Below are 20,519 nucleotides of genomic sequence, written 5' to 3'. Positions count from 1 at the left end.
ATGCACAATATATTTGTGAATAATTTCACAAACTAATTTTGGGAAAGGATGACAGACAACGATGAAAAGACAATGCATGAATCGAGTGGCACTTATAGGAACAGGATTCGTTGGGGCCAGCTATGCATTTGCCCTTATGAATCAAGGAATCGCGGATGAATTAGTGTTGATTGATGTGAATAAAGAGAAGGCGGAGGGCGACGTGATGGACTTAAATCACGGAAAAGTATTTGCGCCGAAGCCAATGAATATATGGCATGGAGATTATCAAGATTGTCAAGATGCCGATTTGGTGGTAATTTGTGCAGGTGCTAACCAAAAGCCAGGGGAAACAAGACTCGATCTCGTTGACAAAAACATGAATATCTTTAAAACGATTGTCGATTCTGTCATGAAATCAGGTTTTGATGGAATCTTTCTTGTCGCGACGAATCCAGTAGATATTTTAACGTATGCCACTTGGAAATTTAGCGGGTTACCGAAAGAACGAGTGATTGGCTCGGGAACGATTCTGGATACGGCAAGATTCCGCTTTTTGCTAAGCGAATACTTTCAAGTAGCTCCGACTAATGTACACGCGTATATTATCGGAGAGCATGGGGATACAGAATTGCCTGTTTGGAGCCATGCGGAAATTGGAAGTGTTCCAATCGAACAAATATTGTCGCAAAACGATCGCTATAGAAAAGAGGATTTAGAAAATATCTTCGTCAATGTTCGTGATGCGGCATATCAAGTTATTGAGAAAAAAGGCGCAACGTATTACGGCATTGCGATGGGACTCGTCCGCATTACACGTGCTATTTTGCACAATGAAAATGCTATTTTAACCGTTTCTGCTTATCTAGATGGTCAATATAATGAGCAAAACGTTTATATTGGTGTACCTGCTATTATCAACCGAAACGGTATTCGCGAGGTAATGGAATTGAAGTTAAATGAAACAGAACAACAGCAATTTCATCATAGCGTAACTGTATTAAAAGACATTCTTTCGCGTTATTTTGACTTAGAATAACAACAGGTGATCATTGTGTGGATACAACATTACAATCCTTTTCATAACGTATATCTTTCTGCGTTTATTGCGGCGCTTCCAATTGCTTTATTTTTACTATGTTTAACAGTGTTTAAGATGAAGGGAGTAAAAGCTGCTTTTCTCGCTCTTTGTTTCGGTTTAGTGACAGCTGTTTGTTTTTTTCATATGCCGGTTTCAAAGGCGATTGCCGCTTCCATCTATGGAATCGCGAACGGTTTATGACCGATTGGCTATATTGTGATCATGGCTGTCTGGCTATATAAAATTGCTGTGAAAACAGGGAAGTTTGATATTATCCGTGGGAGTATCGCAAACATTTCTGAGGATCAGCGGCTTCAACTCTTGCTCATCGGCTTTTGCTTTAACGCATTTTTAGAAGGTGCTGCGGGATTTGGCGTTCCGATTGCCATTTCGGCTGCTTTACTTGCTGAACTCGGATTTCATCCATTAAAAGCGGCTGCTCTTTGTTTAATTGCCAATGCTGCATCTGGCGCGTTTGGAGCGATTGGGATTCCGGTTATTGTCGGAGCGCAAATGGGAGATTTAACTCCGATTGAGTTATCTCGTACACTTGCTTGGGTTTTACCGTTTATCACGTTTCTTATTCCTTTCTTATTAGTGTTTATTTTAGATAAATGGAAAGGTATTAAAGAAACATTGCCTGCTCTTTTAGTGGTAAGCGGAAGTTATACCATTGTACAGGCATTGACAATCATTGTGCTCGGTCCGGAATTGGCCAATATTTTAGCGGCGCTTGTCAGTATGGGGGCATTAACTATTTTCTTAAGAAAATGGCAGCCGTCACATATATATCGAGTGAATAAGGATGAGAAAGTTGTTGAAAAATCTAAATACAGCTTGAAAGAAATCATCAATGCGTGGTCTCCTTTTTATATTTTAACGGTAATCGTTATAATATGGAGTCTGCCGGGTTTTAAAGCACTGTTTGCTGAAGGTGGAGCGCTTCATAAAACTACGCTTTTGTTTAAAGTGCCATTTTTGCATGGGGAAGTCGTAAAAACTCCTCCGGTGGCACCGGCACAGACGGCATTAGATGCAATATTCAAGCTGGATCTTGTATCAGCAACAGGTACAGCGATTTTATTAGCGGTGCTGTTGACAGTGATGTTCAGCAAAAATATTACGTTCGCTGAGGGAATACAAAGTTTAAAAGAAACATGTAAAGAACTTTCGATTCCTGTATTGACTATTTGTTTTATCATGGGGTTTGCCAACTTAGCCAACTATGCGGGTTTATCCTCTACGATTGGTTTGGCATTAGCGAAGACAGGGGATGTATTTCCGTTCGTTTCCCCGTTATTAGGATGGCTCGGTGTGTTTATTACAGGATCTGTCGTAAGCAACAATGCTTTATTTGGCCATTTACAAGTGGTTACAGGGGCTCAAATAGGGACAAGCTCTTCGTTATTGCTTGCTGCCAATACTAGCGGGGGAGTGATGGGAAAACTCATCTCTCCGCAATCCATCGCCATTGCAACTGCTGCAGTGCAAGAAACTGGAAGAGAATCTAACTTGTTTAAAATGACGATTTATTATAGCTTGATCCTGCTGTTGTTTGTGGGAGTATGGACATACGTTCTTTCGATCATAGGAATGTAGATAATTATAGCTTGTTATTAAGTTAAGCACGGTGTATAGATAAAAAAGATATATTCTGCGGCCTTTTTCCGAATCTATGTACTGGGAAAAGGCCGCATTTAATTTACATTACTTGCTCCACCTTTTTCGTGTAAAGCGAACGAATCAAGAAATAGTAACCAAGTTGAACAACGAAAAAGACGCTAATGACAAGCACGCTTGTTTTCACGACAGATCCGGACACCATGTTTTGCAGCATTTTAAAAGCAAAGCCGGCATGGACGGTGGCAACGGCAAACGGAATGAAAAAGAGAATCGCTACTTGCTTCGCCGCGATTTGTTTCATTTCTCTTAATGTCAAACCGAGTTTGGATAGCGCTTCGTATTGCTTGCTGTCCTGTTCCAAATCGTTATAAAGCTTAAAATATAAAATGCTGTCGGCTGCCAAAAAGAAGAGAACGCTGACGAAAAAGCCGATGAATAGCATTAAGGAAAAGATTTTCTTCATCTCGTAAAAAAATTCAAAACGATTAACAAAATCGACGTCGTCATCTGTTTTTAAGGAGCGGTTTAACTTCTTGATGATGGAAGTTTCTTTTTCCCAATTTTGATATGATGCGCCGAAGTAATATTGAATCGCTTCTTTTGTAGCAAATTGACGCGCTGTCGCAAAGACATGATCGGGAACGACTAGCATGTATCCGGCGAATGCAGAAGGATTGATGACCGGCTGGTAAATCGGTTTTGTCAATGAAACGGTTATCGTTTTAACGCTATGTTGGGCGGCAAACGTAATTTGTTTTCCTTGAATTGGCTCGTAGCCTTTATCAGGTGTAGGATGCATATACGCTGCTGTATTTGCTGGCAGCGATATATGCGGCTGACCGGTCAAGTCCGCGAATCGATTGTAATCTGTTACACGCATAAGAACAAGGTTTTGCATTGCATAATCCTTAGGTTTCTTCGGATTATATGCCCGGATGAAAGCGGCCTTATGACTTTTGAAAGGGATATGCTCATCACGCAAAGCATTTTTCAGTATTTGCAATTTGTTTTCAAAGGCTTTCGGTTCTTTTTTCGATATAAGCGCAATCGCATGCGGAAATCGCGCTTCTGCTTCTGCTTTTTTGCCAAAATAAAGGTTGGCAAGCACCCCGGTAGAAGTAAAGGCCACCGCTGTTAAAATCGTCACCATGCTTAAAATTCTTGCGTTATCTTTCAGTTTATATGTCAGTTCTGCGGCGGTAATTAAGTTTGTGCCGCGATAATAAGAGTGTTTCCGCTTTTTATAATATCGCAGCAGCCCGATGCTCGCTTGCGTATATAGAAAGTACGTTCCAATCATGACGAGCAACAAAATGGGAAGGACGCGTTTCATCATTTGCATGATGTTGGAGGTATAGGCTAAATAGTATCCAATCGCCAGACAGATAACGGCGAGCAGCGAAAGCCAGATCGAGTAGACAGGCGGTTTTTTCGGCTTTTTCGCTGACTTTAATAAATCAATAATTTGTGAAGAACGGATCGTGATGAGCGTTATAATCGTAATCGCTTCAAATGTCGCGAGAAACACGGCCGCGGTAGAGGCGAACGCTTTCCAATGGATATAGTAAGATAGCGGCGATGGCAAGTCTAAAATAACGGAAAACATCATGAAAAAGATTTTTGTCAGTAAGGCGCCAAATACCATTCCTGTTGCAATCGAAAGCAGGGCGATGATCGAGTTTTCGATTATGATTAATTTATTCAGCTGACCGCGCGTAATGCCGAGCAACGTGAGCAAGCCAAAATCTTTTTTACGCAATTTTAAAAACGAGCTTGTCGAATAAAAAATGAAAAATACAGCAAAGAGAAAGACGATGACTTCAGCGGAAAAGATTCCTCTTCTTACTGATGGACGAATCGTTCCATTTACCACATCGGGATGGAAAATAAATGCAGCGTACATAAAAAAGACAGTGACGGCGAAAGTGCTGCTCAAAAAATAAGCGGCATATCGGCCAAAGTTACGTCTCACATTATGAAGGGCGAACTGTCGAAATGTCATTGACGTCCCCTCCTAATAGTGACAGCATGTCGAGAATATCTTGAAAAAACGCCTGCCGGTTATGTCCTTTGCGTATCTCTGTGAACCATTTGCCGTCTTTGATGAAAATAATGCGCTCACAATAGCTCGCTGCAAAAGGATCGTGCGTAACCATCATGATGGAAACGTTCTTTTCCTGATGCAATGCTGTTAATGTTTCCATCACATCTTTTGAAGATTTTGAGTCCAGATTCCCGGTCGGCTCATCGGCAAAAATAAGCAGCGGTTCATGAATAATCGCCCGTGCAATTGCAACGCGCTGCTGCTGTCCGCCTGAGACTTCGTATGTCCGCTTATCGAGAATCCCTTCAATACCTAAAGTGGCAGCGACCGTTTGCAATCGCTGTTCCATTTCTTTAACGGGAATTTTGTCCAATGTAAGTGGAAGAATGATATTTTCCCCAATGGTTAACGTGTCTAGCAAGTTGAAGTCTTGAAATACAAAGCCGAGCTTCCGTCTGCGAAGCAAAGCAAGTTCTTTTTTCGACAGCCGCGATAGATTTTTCCCCTCCACCAACACTTCTCCCGTAGTAGGCTGGTCGATGGTGGCCAAAATATTAAGCAAGGTTGTTTTTCCGCTTCCGGATGGCCCCATGACTCCGACAAATTCCCCTTTTTCAATCGATAAACTGAAATTATCTAACGCCCGGTGCGCAGCCGATTGGCTGGAACGATATATTTTCGTAATCGAGTTGGCTTGCAGGATCGTCATAAAAAGCCCTCCTTTATTGTTCTATTGTCGATTATACGGAGGGAGAACGCGTGAACATATCGATTTTCCTTACAATGTCCGCTTGTTTTCTTACATTTTTGTCACATTGTAAAAAGTGATCGTGACGGTCGTTCCTTTTCCTTCTTCAGAAGAAATGGCAATTCCGTGGCCAAGATGGTCAACAATTTGTTTGACAAGGTATAATCCCATTCCGGTGGATTCGCGAAACCTGCGCCCATTCATTCCAGTGAAAAAAGGTTCAAATACGCGTCCGATATCTTGTTTTGGAATGCCGACTCCAAAGTCTTGAACGGACAAAAATACGTTGTTTTCGCGTTGAACAGCAGAAAGCAAGATTTGGTTGCTGACGTTTTTTGAATATTTGATGGCATTGGTGACGATTTGGCTAAGAGCGAACTGAAACCATTTTTGATCCGTTTCTACGAAAATCGTTTCGGGAATTTCCACGATGGGGTGAATGCGATTGCGAATCAAAGAGCGTTTGTAATGTTCAATGACATGGTTGACCATTGTTTTCAGCGGCAGCCGCTTTACATGAAAATCGTGGGAAAACCGCTTTATTCGTTCCGAATACAGGGCCAGCTCCAATCCATGCTGCAATCGTTCGAGTTCTTCGCGCATGCTATTAACAAACTCCCGGTCGGATTGGTCTTGAATGTCAAAGTTTTGCAAAAGCAAATCCATGACAGAAACCGGCGTTTTCATCTGATGAACCCATTGGTTCATAAATAATGACGTATCGTCCATTTTTTTATGCAATATTTGTATTTCTTGTATGTAATAACGATATTGCGAGTGGAGAAGTTTTTGAAAAGCAAGCAGTAGCGGAGACCCGCTAAAAGGGTGCGTGCTTGTGTCTAACTGCCGCAAGTTGGACGATAAAAAACGATATGCATGGGATTGCCGCCAATAACGCCATGCTAAAAACATTACAATGCACACAAAGCTGATAACAAAAAGATAAGCAAACATGCCAAAAGATGGATGAAAGGATTGTTCGAGCATATATAAATACACAATCGATAGCAAAAATACAGCGTGAAGGAGATGAAAGACGGTCAGCGGAATATGTTCGCGCAAAAACAATTTCATTATGAATCCCTCCATGTTTCTACTAATTTATAACCGACTCCGCGAACCGTTTCAATTGCTTGTTCGATTCCAATTTGCTGCAGTTTTTTGCGAACGCGTGTAATATTGACGGATAGTGTATTATCGTCGACAAATTCCGTACCATCCCACAATGACTCGAGCAGTTCTTCGCGAGATACAATTTTTCCGGATTTTTTCGCCAACCGTTCTAATAAAGTAAACTCCTTTTTTGTTAGCTCGATCGTTTTCTCTTTCCATTGAACGACATGTCGATCATATAACAAGTACAATCCTGATACTTCATATACATGGGGCTCTGCAGGAGCAGCATAAGGACCGTATGTTCGCCGCAGTAAACTTTTGATTTTTGCCATGACCAGATCAAAATGAAACGGCTTGGTAATATAATCATCTCCGCCGTTTTCAATGGCCATAATTTGGTTCATTTCATGGCTGCGCGCGGAGATGAAAATAATGGGGCAAAGGGAAATCGTGCGGATTTGCCGGCACCAATAAAAACCGTCAAATCGAGGCAGATTAATGTCGAGCAGTACAAGATGAGGCTGACATTTTATAAATTCCTTTTTTATGTCGTCAAACTGTTCCGCAATATGTGCTCGATATTCATATTTCTCAATATGCTCTTTGAGCATGGAGGCGATTTTATCATCATCTTCGACAATCAAAATCGTATGCATCGTTTTCTCCCCCTTCATCCATTTTCTTCTTGTCTTTATTATACTGAATCCATCTTCAGTGGAATAATGAGCTTTTTCCTTTCGTAATATTTAGTTACGGACAAGTGTGGGGTGATGGTGATGGAGTATGCATTCCTCGGGATTATTACGACAGTATTGATTGCAAGCATTACGTCTATTTGGACGACAAGCGCAAAAGCGGCCCGTCGCATTTCCTTAGAACATTTATTTGTCCTTATTCAGTGGTATATCACGATGATGCTAGGTTTTGGGCTTATATATATGGTGCTTCAACTGAATGGGCATAACGTATTTACCCCATCCGCGAATGGAGCAGCGAATGAATGTTTTTCTATACTTCAAGATAGCCTTTATTTAAGTGGAATCACGTTGTTGTCAGTTGGATATGGAGACGTTACACCAATGGGGATTGGAAGATGGATTGCTATCATTGAAGCTTTGTTAGGTTATATTATGCCTGCTGTGCTTGTTGCTCGAACAATGCTGGACGAGGACAGCGCTAATCGTTGCAATTGATCGTCCCTTTCGTTACTCTAAAAGCGAAAGAACAATTATATTGGAGGGAAAACGATGTCATTGCAAGTTGGGCAACTAGCACCGGATTTTACATTGCCGGCAAGCAACGGGGAAATGGTTTCCCTTTCGGATTTCCGCGGCAAACATGTCGTATTATATTTTTACCCGAAAGATATGACGCCGGGATGCACGACAGAAGCATGCGATTTTCGCGACCATCACGAGCAATTTGCCAAGTTGAACGCGGTCATTTTAGGAGTGAGTACCGATTCACTCGAGCGGCATAAAAAGTTTATCGAAAAGTACGAACTGCCGTTTCTGCTGCTTGCCGATGAACATCATGAAGTAGCAGAAATGTACGGCGTTTGGAAGCAAAAGAAAAATTTTGGCAAAGAATATATGGGCATCGAGCGGTCTACGTTTATTATCGATCGTGACGGCAAGCTCGTAAAAGAATGGAGAGGCGTCAAAGTAAAGGGCCATGTCGAGGAGGCGCTCGAGTATATCTCTAAAAATTTGCATTAACGTACCGTTAATCTAGGTAAAAGTCCATACACAACAAAAAAGGCTGCGTATGATGGTTATTAACCTCCTCAAATGAATGAAAAGGCGACATCAGAGGCTGTCCCAAAAGGTCGGTAAAACGACCTTTTGAGGACAGCCTCCTGCTTTTGTTTTTACATTATTTGTCTATTTTTTACTTTCTCAAAGGATCTGCTTCTTCTTATCCCCGTATTTATCCCCGTATGTTCTCCCTTTTTCTTTTTATTGGGTGGACGGTGGCCGCCCACTTTCTCAAATTGTGGGCAGCACAAATAAGCCCCCATTCCACGGTAATTTTTGGGAGCCCTCTTAACAAAAAGCGCTGGAATTGCTGGTTATGCTTGATTTGCCCAAACACCGGCTCGTTTTCGATTTGCCGTCTTCGATATGTCGCCGCCCCTTCTTCCGTGGACAGCCGTTCCCGAATCTCCTGCCGTTGTTGTTGATTCTTCAAAGAAACGCGGATGGTTTTCGTGTCTTTGCCTTTGGCGCATGCCGTTTGAAACGGGCATCCGGCACATGCCGTACAACGATACGTCCGTTTGACGGTAACGTACCCGTTGTCGGTCGTTTCCTTCCGTTCATACACAAACACCAACCGTTCCCCTTTGGCGCAAATCCACTCATCCAGCTCCTCATCATACGTCATGTTCTCGATTCGGCCGATCTCTCTCGCCCACGCTTTCGTTTGTTCCCGGTCCAGCGTGTTGTACTTGATCAGGGCGACGATCTTCTTTTTCTCGCAGTACGTGTAGTTCTCCTCACTCCCATAGGCGGAATCCGCAATGGCCCGTTTGGGCATTGGTCGTCCATAGGCGGCCAATTGCTCCAAATGTGGAATGAAACATCCGGCATCCCCCGCCCGTTGATGCACGCTAAACCCAACGATAAATTGGTTTTCTGTTCCTATTTGTACATTGTATCCCGGTTTTAGCTGCCCATTTTTCATATGGTCGTCTTTCATCCGCATGAATGTCGCATCCGGATCCGTTTTCGAAAAGCTGTTCCGTTCGCCCAACACTTCTTTGTATTCTTCATACTTCTTCTTACGGGGGAGAAGATCTTGCTCCAATTGCCGTTTTGCTTTCTTTAACGTGCGATTCTTCGGCTCTTTCTTTAGGCGTTCTTCCACTTGTTCGATTACGGCTTCGATCTTTTCGGACGTAATCGGTGAAGCTTCCAGTTTTTCTTGAAAATCCCCTTCTTGTTCCGCCTCTTCATCTTCTTTCGCCACCTGTTCGATCGAGGCAACGATTTGCCGGAATTTCTCCTCCAGCTTCTGATCGTACTTTTCCGTTGATTTGCGCCAAACGAACGTGTATTTGTTGGCATTGGCCTCGATTTTCGTTCCATCCAGAAAGTAATCCTCTAGTTTGACGAACCCTTCTTGACGCAGAAGATCAACAATGGAGAAAAACGTTTCGTAAATGACGTCCTTCATCCGTTCCGAGCGAAATCGGTTGATCGTGCGGAAATCCGGTGTTTGATGGCCGGATAGCCACATAAAGTAAATGTTTTCTTTCAACTGCTTGGCGATTTGGCGAGAGGAGTAGATCCGATTGGCGTAGGCATACAGGATGACTTTCAACATCATTTTCGGATGATAGGCTGGGCGGCCTCCACCAGGATAGAGGGAAACGAGCAGAGCCGGATCCATTTTTTCCACTGCCAGATCCACGATCCGGCAAAGATGATGTTCCGGAATGAGAATTTCAAGATCCATTGGCAAAATGAGTTGATCTCGGTTATAATAAATGTACATAAGAAAACCGTCCTTTCTTGGTAGGGTTGTGGTGACTTTATTATACCAAAAGAGGAACGGTTTTCTTATTTTTTTTCGAAAAAAAGGAGGGTGTCCGAAAAGCGAACGCTATGCGAACACTTTTGGGACACCCTCATTTTTTTGCTAAAAAATATGGCAAGTTCATATATTAATGATACGAATATTGACAAATAACACGAAATACTTGTAGACTAATTATAAAAATTATAAAATAATAATTCTTTTTATTTTTTTAGAAAGAGAGGTGCATGACGGTGTCTGACAACCAGCAGTTAAAAGAAGCGCTTGATATGTTAAAGCAGACGGGAATACGCATCACTCCGCAACGTCATGCGATATTGGAATATTTGATTAATTCGATGTCACATCCGACGGCAGATGAAATATATAAAGCGCTGGAAGGAAAATTTCCAAACATGAGCGTAGCAACCGTCTATAATAATTTGCGCGTTTTTAAAGAGATCGGGTTGGTGAAAGAATTGACATATGGTGATGCATCAAGCCGTTTTGATTTTGTCACGTCAAATCATTACCATGTTATTTGTGAACAATGCGGCAAAATTGTTGATTTCCATTATCCAGCGTTGGATGAAGTGGAGCAGCTTGCCGCACATGTAATCGGATTTAAAGTAGATCATCACCGTATGGAGATCTACGGAACATGTCCGGATTGCCAGAAAAGCGGACATCGCCAACATTAAAAAGCTGATAGCGAGAAAGCGGCTATCAGCTTTTTCTTTTTTTTCTGTTATACTTTTCATCAAACTCTTTACCCTCTAATTTCGGATCCAATGTTAACGGCTCACTGCAAAACATACATAAATCCACCCTGCCAAGCATTTTTGTCACTTTGCCGCAGGACGGGCATACAACTTGCACGGCTCTTGTCGACAATGTTCCAATCCAGAAATAAACAATGCTGCTGGCGATCAGGAAAAGAAGGCCTAAGATCATAAACAGAGTCATCACTAAAGGAGAAGTACGGAAAAAAATGCCTATATACATGACGATGACGCCGACAAAAATTAAACTTAAGGCAAAGGTGCGAATTTTGTTGATTTTGCTCGAATATTTAATGCCCATTGCTTGTCCCTCCTATATACACCACTATACCATAAAGCGCGGAAAATACGTAATTTTAACCCGTGGTGCTAGTTGAGTTTTAACACTCAACTAGCCCAAGAACAACAAGGGAGTAAGCCAGTAAAATACCATCCAGCGCCGTTTCAAATCCAGAAACCGAGTTCGCTCGAATCTCGGTGATCCGATACGAATCGACTAAAATCGAAAACACGGTTTCCACCACTTTACGTTTTCGCTTCATCCACTGTTTCCATGCGTCCGATTGGCGAATTCGCTGATTTTTTCGAACGGGCGTCCAAAAAGCGACCCGGTGCTCTTCGTACAGCTTCTTTTGCAGCTTTTGGCTGATATACCCTTTGTCACCGAGGTTATACGGATGTGGAATTTGCGTCATGACGGTTTCAGCGGCCACCCGGTCGTGACAAGACGCTTCGGTGACAACATATCCCATCGGAAGCCCTTGGTCGGTGACCTGCAGGTGAAGTTTCAACCCATAGAAAGTGATCCTTTTGGAAGCACAATAGCCAATATCGGCAATTCCACGGAATCGTTTGACGCGATGCATTCGAGCTGAATGACACAGCTCGATCGGCAAGCTGTCCACGACCGCATACGCATGGTGTTGCCCGCGCTTGGCCAACTGGTGTCGAATCCACTTGATCGCAAAGCTAAGCGCTCGGCAGCGACGGTTGTACCGAGAACGCTCAGGGAACAAGGCCTTGGGAAACAAATTCCCAATCACAAACCGGTGCCAAGCCCGTTCGGAAGTGAAGCCCAACAACTTTCCAAGGACATGGATGGTGATGATGACTTCGTCTTTCTGTTTCAACAAATGACGATTTCGACGTTGAAGATGAATCTGGATACTCGATAGTTGAGCCGATACAAAAAGCAAAATCGATGCATATTGTTTTTGAAGTTTGACACGATCTGTTGTAAAATGAAAGTGCTCTTGCATGGGAACTTCTCCTTTTGATGTTTGGTTGCACTTTCATTTTAAGGAGATCCTCATGCAAGGGCTATTTTTATGCTTGTCTGATTTTATCTAGCACCACGGGTGTAATTTTAATATTTTTCTTCCTATGCATGTTTTTGTTTCGTTAGGCAAAACAATAAAGAGGATTTTTTTTGTTTTTGTCGAATAATCAACGACAGCATAAAGGAGATGGAGGAAATGGATATGGAGGATTTGCTTCGTCCCATCTACCAAAAATGGGCTAGCCGCCGGGATACATTAGGAATTTTAATGATTGAAAAGAAAGCAAATAATTCGGCAGTCACTGATACGTTTGATACCGTTTTATTAGTAGTTACCATTGATGGGTCTACTCCCGTATTTATGAAGCATTATGCGTTAGGGGAAGAAAAAGCGGCTTTATATGTAGTTAGTGAAGCGCAGCTAAATGAATGGCTTCTTCTTGGTTCCCATCGAAAAGTGATTGACTGGATATTCAACGGGAAAGTTTTGTTTGACCGAAATGATTATATACATCATCTACGAAACCGTATGAAGGAATTTCCAGAAGAAACGCGGCAATTAAAAATGGGATTGGAATTTGCAAAGTTGATTCGCCGCTATATAGATGGAAGGGCGTTTTTTCATGCAGGGCAACTGTTAGATGCATATAATCATGTTATTCATGCCTTACACCACCTAGCAAGACTGGCAGTTATCGAACAAGGGTTTTATCCAGAAGTAACGGTATGGAATCAAATAAAACAAATAGATGCACAAATTTACAAGTTGTATGAAGAGCTTGTGAGCGGCGAAGAACCATTGCAAAAACGGTTAGAGCTTTTATTTTTAGCAAGCGAATTTTTGATTCATTCGCGAATTTCATCAGGAGCTGCCCATTTGTGCAAAGTGTTAGGTGAAAAAGAAGGAGCATGGAGCATTGCCGAAATTGTGCAGCATCCGGCGCTTTCCCCGTATTCTGTAGATCTTATTATCATGTTGGAATATTTAGTGGAGAGAAAAATTTTGTCCGTAGAAGAGATACCGACAAAAAGTCGTCATATATATCATCGTTATTATTCAATGCAAAACAAATAGTAGGAGGAGAAATATAGCTGGTGGAAGATGATTTTGTTTTTGAAAACATGGCAGCCTTGCTTTTAACCGGTAAAAGGGCTGTTTATTTTTTTGTTATCATGAAAAAAATAAATAAAAAATGTTATTGACTTGTAAAAAAAGAGATGATATATTATGAAACGTCGCCGCAATCGAGGTTGTTGCGAGACGTCAGTAAAAAACAGTTGACAACAAAGAATGGAAATATTACAATAAAAAAGTCGCTTTGACGGAATGTTCCTTGAAAACTGAACAAAACGAAGCGTCCACATAGAAAAGCTGAAGCGCCGCGATCAGCTCTCGAAGCCAAATGTTCTTCACCCGCAGAAGTGCTTGCACTTCGAGGGGGAAGGTTATTTGGCAGAAGAGAGCTAGGCGCTGAAGCTAGACAGTATGAAACCGAAGGCGCAGGGCACCTTACGGTGCAGGCGCTGAAGCTTATGAAAATAAGCCAATCAACTTTCTATGGAGAGTTTGATCCTGGCTCAGGACGAACGCTGGCGGCGTGCCTAATACATGCAAGTCGAGCGGACCGAATAGGAGCTTGCTCTTGTTCGGTTAGCGGCGGACGGGTGAGTAACACGTGGGCAACCTACCCGTAAGACCGGGATAACTCCGGGAAACCGGAGCTAATACCGGATAACACCGAAGACCGCATGGTCTTCGGTTGAAAGGCGGCTTCGGCTGTCACTTACGGATGGGCCCGCGGCGCATTAGCTAGTTGGTGAGGTAACGGCTCACCAAGGCGACGATGCGTAGCCGGCCTGAGAGGGTGACCGGCCACACTGGGACTGAGACACGGCCCAGACTCCTACGGGAGGCAGCAGTAGGGAATCTTCCGCAATGGACGAAAGTCTGACGGAGCGACGCCGCGTGAGCGAAGAAGGTCTTCGGATCGTAAAGCTCTGTTGTTAGGGAAGAAGAAGTACCGTTCGAATAGGGCGGTACGGTGACGGTACCTAACGAGAAAGCCCCGGCTAACTACGTGCCAGCAGCCGCGGTAATACGTAGGGGGCGAGCGTTGTCCGGAATTATTGGGCGTAAAGCGCGCGCAGGCGGTCCCTTAAGTCTGATGTGAAAGCCCACGGCTCAACCGTGGAGGGTCATTGGAAACTGGGGGACTTGAGTGCAGAAGAGGAGAGCGGAATTCCACGTGTAGCGGTGAAATGCGTAGAGATGTGGAGGAACACCAGTGGCGAAGGCGGCTCTCTGGTCTGCAACTGACGCTGAGGCGCGAAAGCGTGGGGAGCAAACAGGATTAGATACCCTGGTAGTCCACGCCGTAAACGATGAGTGCTAAGTGTTAGAGGGGTCAAACCCTTTAGTGCTGCAGCTAACGCGTTAAGCACTCCGCCTGGGGAGTACGGCCGCAAGGCTGAAACTCAAAGGAATTGACGGGGGCCCGCACAAGCGGTGGAGCATGTGGTTTAATTCGAAGCAACGCGAAGAACCTTACCAGGTCTTGACATCCCCTGACAACCCTAGAGATAGGGCGTTCCCCCTTCGGGGGGACAGGGTGACAGGTGGTGCATGGTTGTCGTCAGCTCGTGTCGTGAGATGTTGGGTTAAGTCCCGCAACGAGCGCAACCCTCGACCTTAGTTGCCAGCATTCAGTTGGGCACTCTAAGGTGACTGCCGGTGACAAACCGGAGGAAGGTGGGGATGACGTCAAATCATCATGCCCCTTATGACCTGGGCTACACACGTGCTACAATGGGCGGTACAAAGGGCTGCGAACCCGCGAGGGGGAGCCAATCCCAAAAAGCCGCTCTCAGTTCGGATTGCAGGCTGCAACTCGCCTGCATGAAGCCGGAATCGCTAGTAATCGCGGATCAGCATGCCGCGGTGAATACGTTCCCGGGCCTTGTACACACCGCCCGTCACACCACGAGAGCTTGCAACACCCGAAGTCGGTGAGGTAACCCTTTTGGGAGCCAGCCGCCGAAGGTGGGGCAAGTGATTGGGGTGAAGTCGTAACAAGGTAGCCGTACCGGAAGGTGCGGCTGGATCACCTCCTTTCTAAGGATGATAAACGTGATTAGTGGGCGCGGAGTTTTGTTCAGTTTTGAAGGAATGTTGGTTATTCCTTCAAATGTTTTGCGCCTGCGTCTTCTAGTGAATTCGAAGAAGTTGGATTCCTCGGCGCAAGGCAGCAAAGAAGCTGATTCAAGGCAGTAGCCTTGTTCAGTTTTGAAGGAACATGTTATGTGTTCTTTCAATCAGTTTCGTTCCTTGAAAACTAGATAACCGAAAAGAAAAGCGGAGGCGCCGCGGTTAGGCGCCGAAGTTAGACAAAGGAAGAAGCCGAGAAGCGCTGTTGGTTAAGTTAGAAAGGGCGCACGGTGGATGCCTTGGCACTAGGAGCCGATGAAGGACGGGGCAAACGCCGAAACGCTTCGGGGAGCTGTAAGCAAGCGTTGATCCGGAGATGTCCGAATGGGGGAACCCACTGTCCGTAATGGGACAGTATCCATACCTGAATCCATAGGGTATGGAGGGCACACCCGGGGAACTGAAACATCTTAGTACCCGGAGGAGAAGAAAGCAATAGCGATTCCCTGAGTAGCGGCGAGCGAAACGGGAACAGCCCAAACCAAGAGGCTTGCCTCTTGGGGTTGTAGGACCACTCACATGGGAGTGACAAAGGAACGGGGTAGACGAAGCGGTCTGGAAAGGCCCGCCAGAGAAGGTGACAGCCCTGTAGTCGAAACTTCGTTCCCTCCCGAGTGGCTCCTGAGTACGGCGGGACACGGGGAATCCCGTCGGAAGCAGGGAGGACCATCTCCCAAGGCTAAATACTCCCTAGTGACCGATAGTGAACCAGTACCGTGAGGGAAAGGTGAAAAGCACCCCGGAAGGGGAGTGAAAGAGAACCTGAAACCGTGTGCCTACAAGTAGTCAGAGCCCGTTGATGGGTGATGGCGTGCCTTTTGTAGAATGAACCGGCGAGTTACGATGACGTGCGAGGTTAAGTCGAAGAGACGGAGCCGCAGCGAAAGCGAGTCTGAATAGGGCGTTCAGTACGTCGTCGTAGACCCGAAACCAGGTGATCTACCCATGTCCAGGGTGAAGGTAGGGTAACACCTACTGGAGGCCCGAACCCACGCACGTTGAAAAGTGCGGGGATGAGGTGTGGGTAGGGGTGAAATGCCAATCGAACTTGGAGATAGCTGGTTCTCCCCGAAATAGCTTTAGGGCTAGCCTCAAGGGAAGAGTCTTGGAGGTAGAGCACTGATTGAGCTAGGGGCCCTCATCGGGTTACCGAACTCAGTCAAACTCCGAATGCCAATGACTTATCCTTGGGAGTCAGACTACGAGTGATAAGATCCGTGGTCGAGAGGGAAACAGCCCAGATCACCAGCTAAGGTCCCTAAGTGCACGTTAAGTGGAAAAGGATGTGGAGTTGCCCAGACAACCAGGATGTTGGCTTAGAAGCAGCCATCATTTAAAGAGTGCGTAATAGCTCACTGGTCGAGTGACTCTGCGCCGAAAATGTACCGGGGCTAAACGTGCCACCGAAGCTGTGGGATGACCGTTGGTCATCGGTAGGGGAGCGTTCTAAGGGCGTCGAAGCGAGACCGGAAGGACTCGTGGAGCGCTTAGAAGTGAGAATGCCGGTATGAGTAGCGAAAACAGAGGTGAGAATCCTCTGCACCGAAAGCCTAAGGGTTCCTGAGGAAGGTTCGTCCGCTCAGGGTTAGTCGGGACCTAAGCCGAGGCCGAAAGGCGTAGGTGATGGGCAACAGGTAGAGATTCCTGTACCACCTCCTCACCGTTTGAGCGATGGGGGGACGCAGGAAGGTAGGGCGAGCAGGCTGCTGGAATAGCCTGTCCAAGCGGTTAGGCTGCCAGATAGGCAAATCCGTCTGGCGCAAAGGCGGAGCCGTGATGGCGAAGGGACCATCGGTCCCGAAGTCCCCGATCCTACACTGCCAAGAAAAGCCTCTAGCGAGGTGAGAGGTGCCCGTACCGCAAACCGACACAGGTAGGCGAGGAGAGAATCCTAAGGTGCGCGGGAGAACTCTCGTTAAGGAACTCGGCAAAATGACCCCGTAACTTCGGGAGAAGGGGTGCTCTCTTGGGTGAATAGCCCGAGGGAGCCGCAGTGAAAAGGCCCAAGCGACTGTTTATCAAAAACACAGGTCTCTGCGAAGCCGAAAGGCGAAGTATAGGGGCTGACACCTGCCCGGTGCTGGAAGGTTAAGGGGAGCGCTTAGCGCAAGCGAAGGTGCGAACCGAAGCCCCAGTAAACGGCGGCCGTAACTATAACGGTCCTAAGGTAGCGAAATTCCTTGTCGGGTAAGTTCCGACCCGCACGAAAGGTGTAACGACTTGGGCACTGTCTCAACGAGAGACCCGGTGAAATTATACTACCTGTGAAGATGCAGGTTACCCGCGACAGGACGGAAAGACCCCGTGGAGCTTTACTGCAGCCTGATATGGAATTTTGGTATCGCTTGTACAGGATAGGTGGGAGCCTGGGAAGCCGGAGCGCCAGCTTCGGTGGAGGCGCCGGTGGGATACCACCCTGGCGGTATTGAAATTCTAACCCGCACCCCTGATCGGGGTGGGAGACAGTGTCAGGTGGGCAGTTTGACTGGGGCGGTCGCCTCCCAAAAGGTAACGGAGGCGCCCAAAGGTTCCCTCAGAATGGTTGGAAATCATTCGTAGAGTGCAAAGGCACAAGGGAGCTTGACTGCGAGACGGACAGGTCGAGCAGGGACGAAAGTCGGGCTTAGTGATCCGATGGTTCCGTATGGAAGGGCCATCGCTCAACGGATAAAAGCTACCCCGGGGATAACAGGCTGATCTCCCCCAAGAGTCCACATCGACGGGGAGGTTTGGCACCTCGATGTCGGCTCATCGCATCCTGGGGCTGTAGTCGGTCCCAAGGGTTGGGCTGTTCGCCCATTAAAGCGGTACGCGAGCTGGGTTCAGAACGTCGTGAGACAGTTCGGTCCCTATCCGTCGCGGGCGCAGGAAATTTGAGAGGAGCTGTCCTTAGTACGAGAGGACCGGGATGGACGCACCGCTGGTGTACCAGTTGTCCCGCCAGGGGCACCGCTGGGTAGCTATGTGCGGAAGGGATAAGCGCTGAAAGCATCTAAGCGTGAAGCCCCCCTCAAGATGAGATTTCCCATCGCGTCAAGCGAGTAAGATCCCTCGAAGATGACGAGGTCGATAGGTCCGAGGTGGAAGCGTGGCGACACGTGCAGCTGACGGATACTAATCGATCGAGGACTTAACCACACGAAAAGCGGAGGTGCCGCGCTTAGCTCTCGAAGCCAAATGTTCTTCGCCCGCTGAGGTGCTTGCACCTCAAGGGAGAAGGTTATTTGGCGCAAGAGAGCTAGGCACCGGAGCTAGACATCATGAAAAGCGTAGGTACCTCCGGAGCTAGACACCACGAAAAGCGCAGACGTCTGGCTTCTTCCAAACAGACGGTTATCTAGTTTTGAAGGAATGAAATCCTCTTGACAATGAATATAGTTCCATTATAATAAAATTTGTCCATCGTTTGCCTAGTGACTATAGCGGAGAGGAAACACCCGTTCCCATCCCGAACACGGAAGTTAAGCTCTCCAGCGCCGATGGTAGTTGGGGCCAGCGCCCCTGCAAGAGTAGGTCGTCGCTAGGCAAGTTTATATGGAGGATTAGCTCAGCTGGGAGAGCACTTGCCTTACAAGCAAGGGGTCGGCGGTTCGATCCCGTCATCCTCCACCACGATTGTATGACTGATTTGGCTCGGTAGCGACGAGCAATACTTCCATGAATATGCTACGAGTTGTCCTGACGCATCTAACATCATTGAATCAGCTAGAAGAGGAAGGGACACAGAACATAAACTTAGCTAGTAGAGGAAGAGGCAACGAATAAAAGTTCGAAAATGTATATGGCTCGGTAGCTCAGTCGGTAGAGCAAAGGACTGAAAATCCTTGTGTCGGCGGTTCGATTCCGTCCCGAGCCACCACTTAAATATATCCTATGCCGGCTTAGCTCATTGGTAGAGACGAGCCTAAGCTTCTGTGAATATGCTACGAGTTGTCCCGACGCATCCACTTCTGTGAATAAACTGGTAGAGGAAGGGACACAAAAAAATTAAGGGTATATATCAATGTTTTTTATGCCGGCTTAGCTCAATTGGTAGAGCAACTGACTTGTAATCAGTAGGTTGCGGGTTCAAGTCCTGCAGCCGGCATCCCTATAATGTACGAGCCATTAGCTCAGCAGGGGAAGCAACGAGCCTAAGCTTCGATGAATCTGCTGCGAGTTGTCCCGACGCATTTGACACCTTTGAATTCGCTAGTAGAGGAAGGGACAACAAAAATACTGAGTGTCCTGATTTCATATATGAGCCATTAGCTCAGTCGGTAGAGCATCTGACTTTTAATCAGAGGGTCGGAGGTTCGAGTCCTCCATGGCTCACCACTTTGCGGGTGTGGCGGAATTGGCAGACGCACCAGACTTAGGATCTGGCGCCTCACGGCGTGGGGGTTCAAGTCCCTCCACCCGCATACTTAGGTGTATGCGGAAGTAGTTCAGTGGTAGAACACCACCTTGCCAAGGTGGGGGTCGCGGGTTCGAACCCCGTCTTCCGCTCCACCATTCGCCGGGGTGGCGGAATTGGCAGACGCACAGGACTTAAAATCCTGGGGTAGGTAACTACCGTGCCGGTTCGAGTCCGGCCCTCGGCACATGCGCTCGTAGCTCAATTGGATAGAGCATCTGACTACGGATCAGAAGGTTAGGGGTTCGAATCCTCTCGAGCGCGCCATAGCGGGAAGTAGCTCAGCTTGGTAGAGCACATGGTTTGGGACCATGGGGTCGCAGGTTCGAATCCTGTCTTCCCGATTTTAGTGAATATGGGGCCTTAGCTCAGCTGGGAGAGCGCCTGCTTTGCACGCAGGAGGTCATCGGTTCGATCCCGATAGGCTCCACCATTTCATTAACTAGTTCATGGCGGCGTAGCTCAGCTGGCTAGAGCGTACGGTTCATACCCGTGAGGTCGGGGGTTCGATCCCCTCCGCCGCCATTATAATGGACCTTTAGCTCAGCTGGTTAGAGCAGACGGCTCATAACCGTCCGGTCGTAGGTTCGAGTCCTACAAGGTCCACCATATTTTCAATATGTTGGAGGAGTACCCAAGTCTGGCTGAAGGGGTCGGTCTTGAAAACCGAGAGGCGCCACAAGGCGCGCGGGGGTTCGAATCCCTCCTCCTCCGCCATAAAGGAAATGGACAACTGTTTTGGTTTTG

At 46.3% G+C, this 20,519-nt stretch carries 12 protein-coding genes, 13 tRNA genes, 3 rRNA genes and 1 pseudogene; 22 read left to right on the top strand and 7 right to left on the bottom strand.

Annotation, left to right across the window (positions count from 1 at the left end):
* The first annotated feature begins 61 nt into the window (after positions 1-61).
* On the top strand, positions 62-1,018 hold the full coding sequence (locus BDD39_RS14880; RefSeq protein ID WP_166911852.1) for an L-lactate dehydrogenase: 957 nt from the start codon (positions 62-64) through the stop codon (positions 1,016-1,018).
* A gap of 15 nt (positions 1,019-1,033) precedes the next feature.
* A pseudogene (locus BDD39_RS14875) lies at positions 1,034-2,659 on the top strand (L-lactate permease).
* Positions 2,660-2,762: 103 nt separating this feature from the next.
* On the opposite strand, the gene BDD39_RS14870 reads toward BDD39_RS14875, so the two are convergent.
* The 4 genes from BDD39_RS14870 to BDD39_RS14855 form a co-directional block, all read right to left on the bottom strand.
* On the bottom strand, positions 2,763-4,685 hold the full coding sequence (locus BDD39_RS14870) for an FtsX-like permease family protein (RefSeq protein WP_166911850.1): 1,923 nt from the start codon (positions 4,683-4,685) through the stop codon (positions 2,763-2,765).
* On the bottom strand, positions 4,657-5,436 hold the full coding sequence (locus BDD39_RS14865) for an ABC transporter ATP-binding protein (protein ID WP_166911848.1): 780 nt from the start codon (positions 5,434-5,436) through the stop codon (positions 4,657-4,659). Before BDD39_RS14865 ends, BDD39_RS14870 begins: the two co-directional genes overlap by 29 nt.
* A gap of 90 nt (positions 5,437-5,526) precedes the next feature.
* Positions 5,527-6,549 carry a HAMP domain-containing histidine kinase gene (locus BDD39_RS14860; protein WP_166911846.1) on the bottom strand — a complete coding sequence of 341 codons (1,023 nt, stop codon included), beginning with the start codon at positions 6,547-6,549 and terminating at the stop codon, positions 5,527-5,529.
* Positions 6,549-7,247 (bottom strand): response regulator transcription factor, encoded by a 699-nt coding sequence (locus tag BDD39_RS14855; RefSeq protein WP_166911844.1) that lies wholly within the window; start codon positions 7,245-7,247, stop codon positions 6,549-6,551. Before BDD39_RS14855 ends, BDD39_RS14860 begins: the two co-directional genes overlap by 1 nt.
* Before the next feature lie 120 nt (positions 7,248-7,367).
* Here BDD39_RS14855 and BDD39_RS14850 point away from each other — a divergent pair, with 120 nt between their 5' ends.
* On the top strand, positions 7,368-7,784 hold the full coding sequence (locus tag BDD39_RS14850) for a potassium channel family protein (RefSeq protein ID WP_166911842.1): 417 nt from the start codon (positions 7,368-7,370) through the stop codon (positions 7,782-7,784).
* Positions 7,785-7,838: 54 nt separating this feature from the next.
* The gene (bcp, locus tag BDD39_RS14845) at positions 7,839-8,309 is read left to right on the top strand and encodes a thioredoxin-dependent thiol peroxidase (protein ID WP_166911840.1); all 471 of its coding nucleotides are present in this window, start codon (positions 7,839-7,841) and stop codon (positions 8,307-8,309) included.
* Positions 8,310-8,520: 211 nt separating this feature from the next.
* Here bcp and BDD39_RS14840 read toward each other — a convergent pair whose 3' ends face one another.
* A complete protein-coding gene (locus BDD39_RS14840) occupies positions 8,521-10,089 on the bottom strand; it encodes an IS1182 family transposase (protein ID WP_166909013.1) in 1,569 nt (522 codons plus the stop codon).
* Positions 10,090-10,358: 269 nt separating this feature from the next.
* On the opposite strand from BDD39_RS14840, the gene perR reads away from it, so the two are divergent.
* Positions 10,359-10,811 (top strand): peroxide-responsive transcriptional repressor PerR, encoded by a 453-nt coding sequence (perR, locus tag BDD39_RS14835; protein ID WP_166911838.1) that lies wholly within the window; start codon positions 10,359-10,361, stop codon positions 10,809-10,811.
* Positions 10,812-10,836: 25 nt separating this feature from the next.
* On the opposite strand, the gene BDD39_RS14830 is transcribed toward perR, so the two are convergent.
* Together BDD39_RS14830 and BDD39_RS14825 are read right to left on the bottom strand one after the other, a co-directional pair.
* Positions 10,837-11,193, bottom strand: coding sequence for a YgzB family protein (locus BDD39_RS14830; protein ID WP_166911836.1), 357 nt, complete (start codon positions 11,191-11,193; stop codon positions 10,837-10,839).
* Between the two features lie 79 nt (positions 11,194-11,272).
* On the bottom strand, positions 11,273-12,151 hold the full coding sequence (locus BDD39_RS14825; RefSeq protein ID WP_166907142.1) for an IS982 family transposase: 879 nt from the start codon (positions 12,149-12,151) through the stop codon (positions 11,273-11,275).
* Positions 12,152-12,373: 222 nt separating this feature from the next.
* Between BDD39_RS14825 and BDD39_RS14820 the strand changes: the two genes are divergently transcribed.
* From BDD39_RS14820 to BDD39_RS14740, 17 genes are all read left to right on the top strand, one after another.
* Positions 12,374-13,246: a nucleotidyltransferase-like protein gene (locus tag BDD39_RS14820; RefSeq protein WP_166912442.1), complete on the top strand. Its 873-nt coding sequence runs from the start codon at positions 12,374-12,376 to the stop codon at positions 13,244-13,246.
* A gap of 480 nt (positions 13,247-13,726) precedes the next feature.
* Positions 13,727-15,283 (top strand): 16S ribosomal RNA (locus BDD39_RS14815).
* 300 nt (positions 15,284-15,583) lie between these two features.
* Positions 15,584-18,514, top strand: a 23S ribosomal RNA gene (locus tag BDD39_RS14810).
* 271 nt (positions 18,515-18,785) lie between these two features.
* Positions 18,786-18,902: ribosomal RNA gene (gene rrf, locus BDD39_RS14805) — 5S ribosomal RNA — on the top strand.
* Together the 16S, 23S and 5S rRNA genes with 13 tRNA genes alongside form the textbook arrangement of a ribosomal RNA operon.
* Before the next feature lie 10 nt (positions 18,903-18,912).
* Positions 18,913-18,988 (top strand) — tRNA-Val (locus tag BDD39_RS14800).
* A 171-nt stretch (positions 18,989-19,159) separates the two neighbouring features.
* Positions 19,160-19,235 (top strand) — tRNA-Phe (locus BDD39_RS14795).
* Between the two features lie 155 nt (positions 19,236-19,390).
* Positions 19,391-19,463: transfer RNA gene (locus BDD39_RS14790), tRNA-Thr, on the top strand.
* A 154-nt stretch (positions 19,464-19,617) separates the two neighbouring features.
* Positions 19,618-19,693, top strand: a tRNA-Lys gene (locus BDD39_RS14785).
* A gap of 4 nt (positions 19,694-19,697) precedes the next feature.
* Positions 19,698-19,779, top strand: a tRNA-Leu gene (locus BDD39_RS14780).
* A 13-nt stretch (positions 19,780-19,792) separates the two neighbouring features.
* Positions 19,793-19,867, top strand: a tRNA-Gly gene (locus BDD39_RS14775).
* A 6-nt stretch (positions 19,868-19,873) separates the two neighbouring features.
* Positions 19,874-19,959 (top strand) — tRNA-Leu (locus BDD39_RS14770).
* Between the two features lie 3 nt (positions 19,960-19,962).
* Positions 19,963-20,039: transfer RNA gene (locus BDD39_RS14765), tRNA-Arg, on the top strand.
* Positions 20,040-20,042: 3 nt separating this feature from the next.
* Positions 20,043-20,116: transfer RNA gene (locus BDD39_RS14760), tRNA-Pro, on the top strand.
* A 13-nt stretch (positions 20,117-20,129) separates the two neighbouring features.
* Positions 20,130-20,205: transfer RNA gene (locus tag BDD39_RS14755), tRNA-Ala, on the top strand.
* An 18-nt stretch (positions 20,206-20,223) separates the two neighbouring features.
* Positions 20,224-20,297: transfer RNA gene (locus tag BDD39_RS14750), tRNA-Met, on the top strand.
* A gap of 7 nt (positions 20,298-20,304) precedes the next feature.
* A tRNA-Ile gene (locus tag BDD39_RS14745) sits at positions 20,305-20,381 on the top strand.
* A 15-nt stretch (positions 20,382-20,396) separates the two neighbouring features.
* Positions 20,397-20,489: transfer RNA gene (locus BDD39_RS14740), tRNA-Ser, on the top strand.
* Positions 20,490-20,519: the final 30 nt, after the last annotated feature.

The sequence above is a fragment of the Saccharococcus thermophilus genome (assembly GCF_011761475.1).
In the GTDB taxonomy this organism is placed as follows: domain Bacteria; phylum Bacillota; class Bacilli; order Bacillales; family Anoxybacillaceae; genus Saccharococcus; species Saccharococcus thermophilus.
This window is presented reverse-complemented; position numbering and strand designations above follow the sequence as displayed.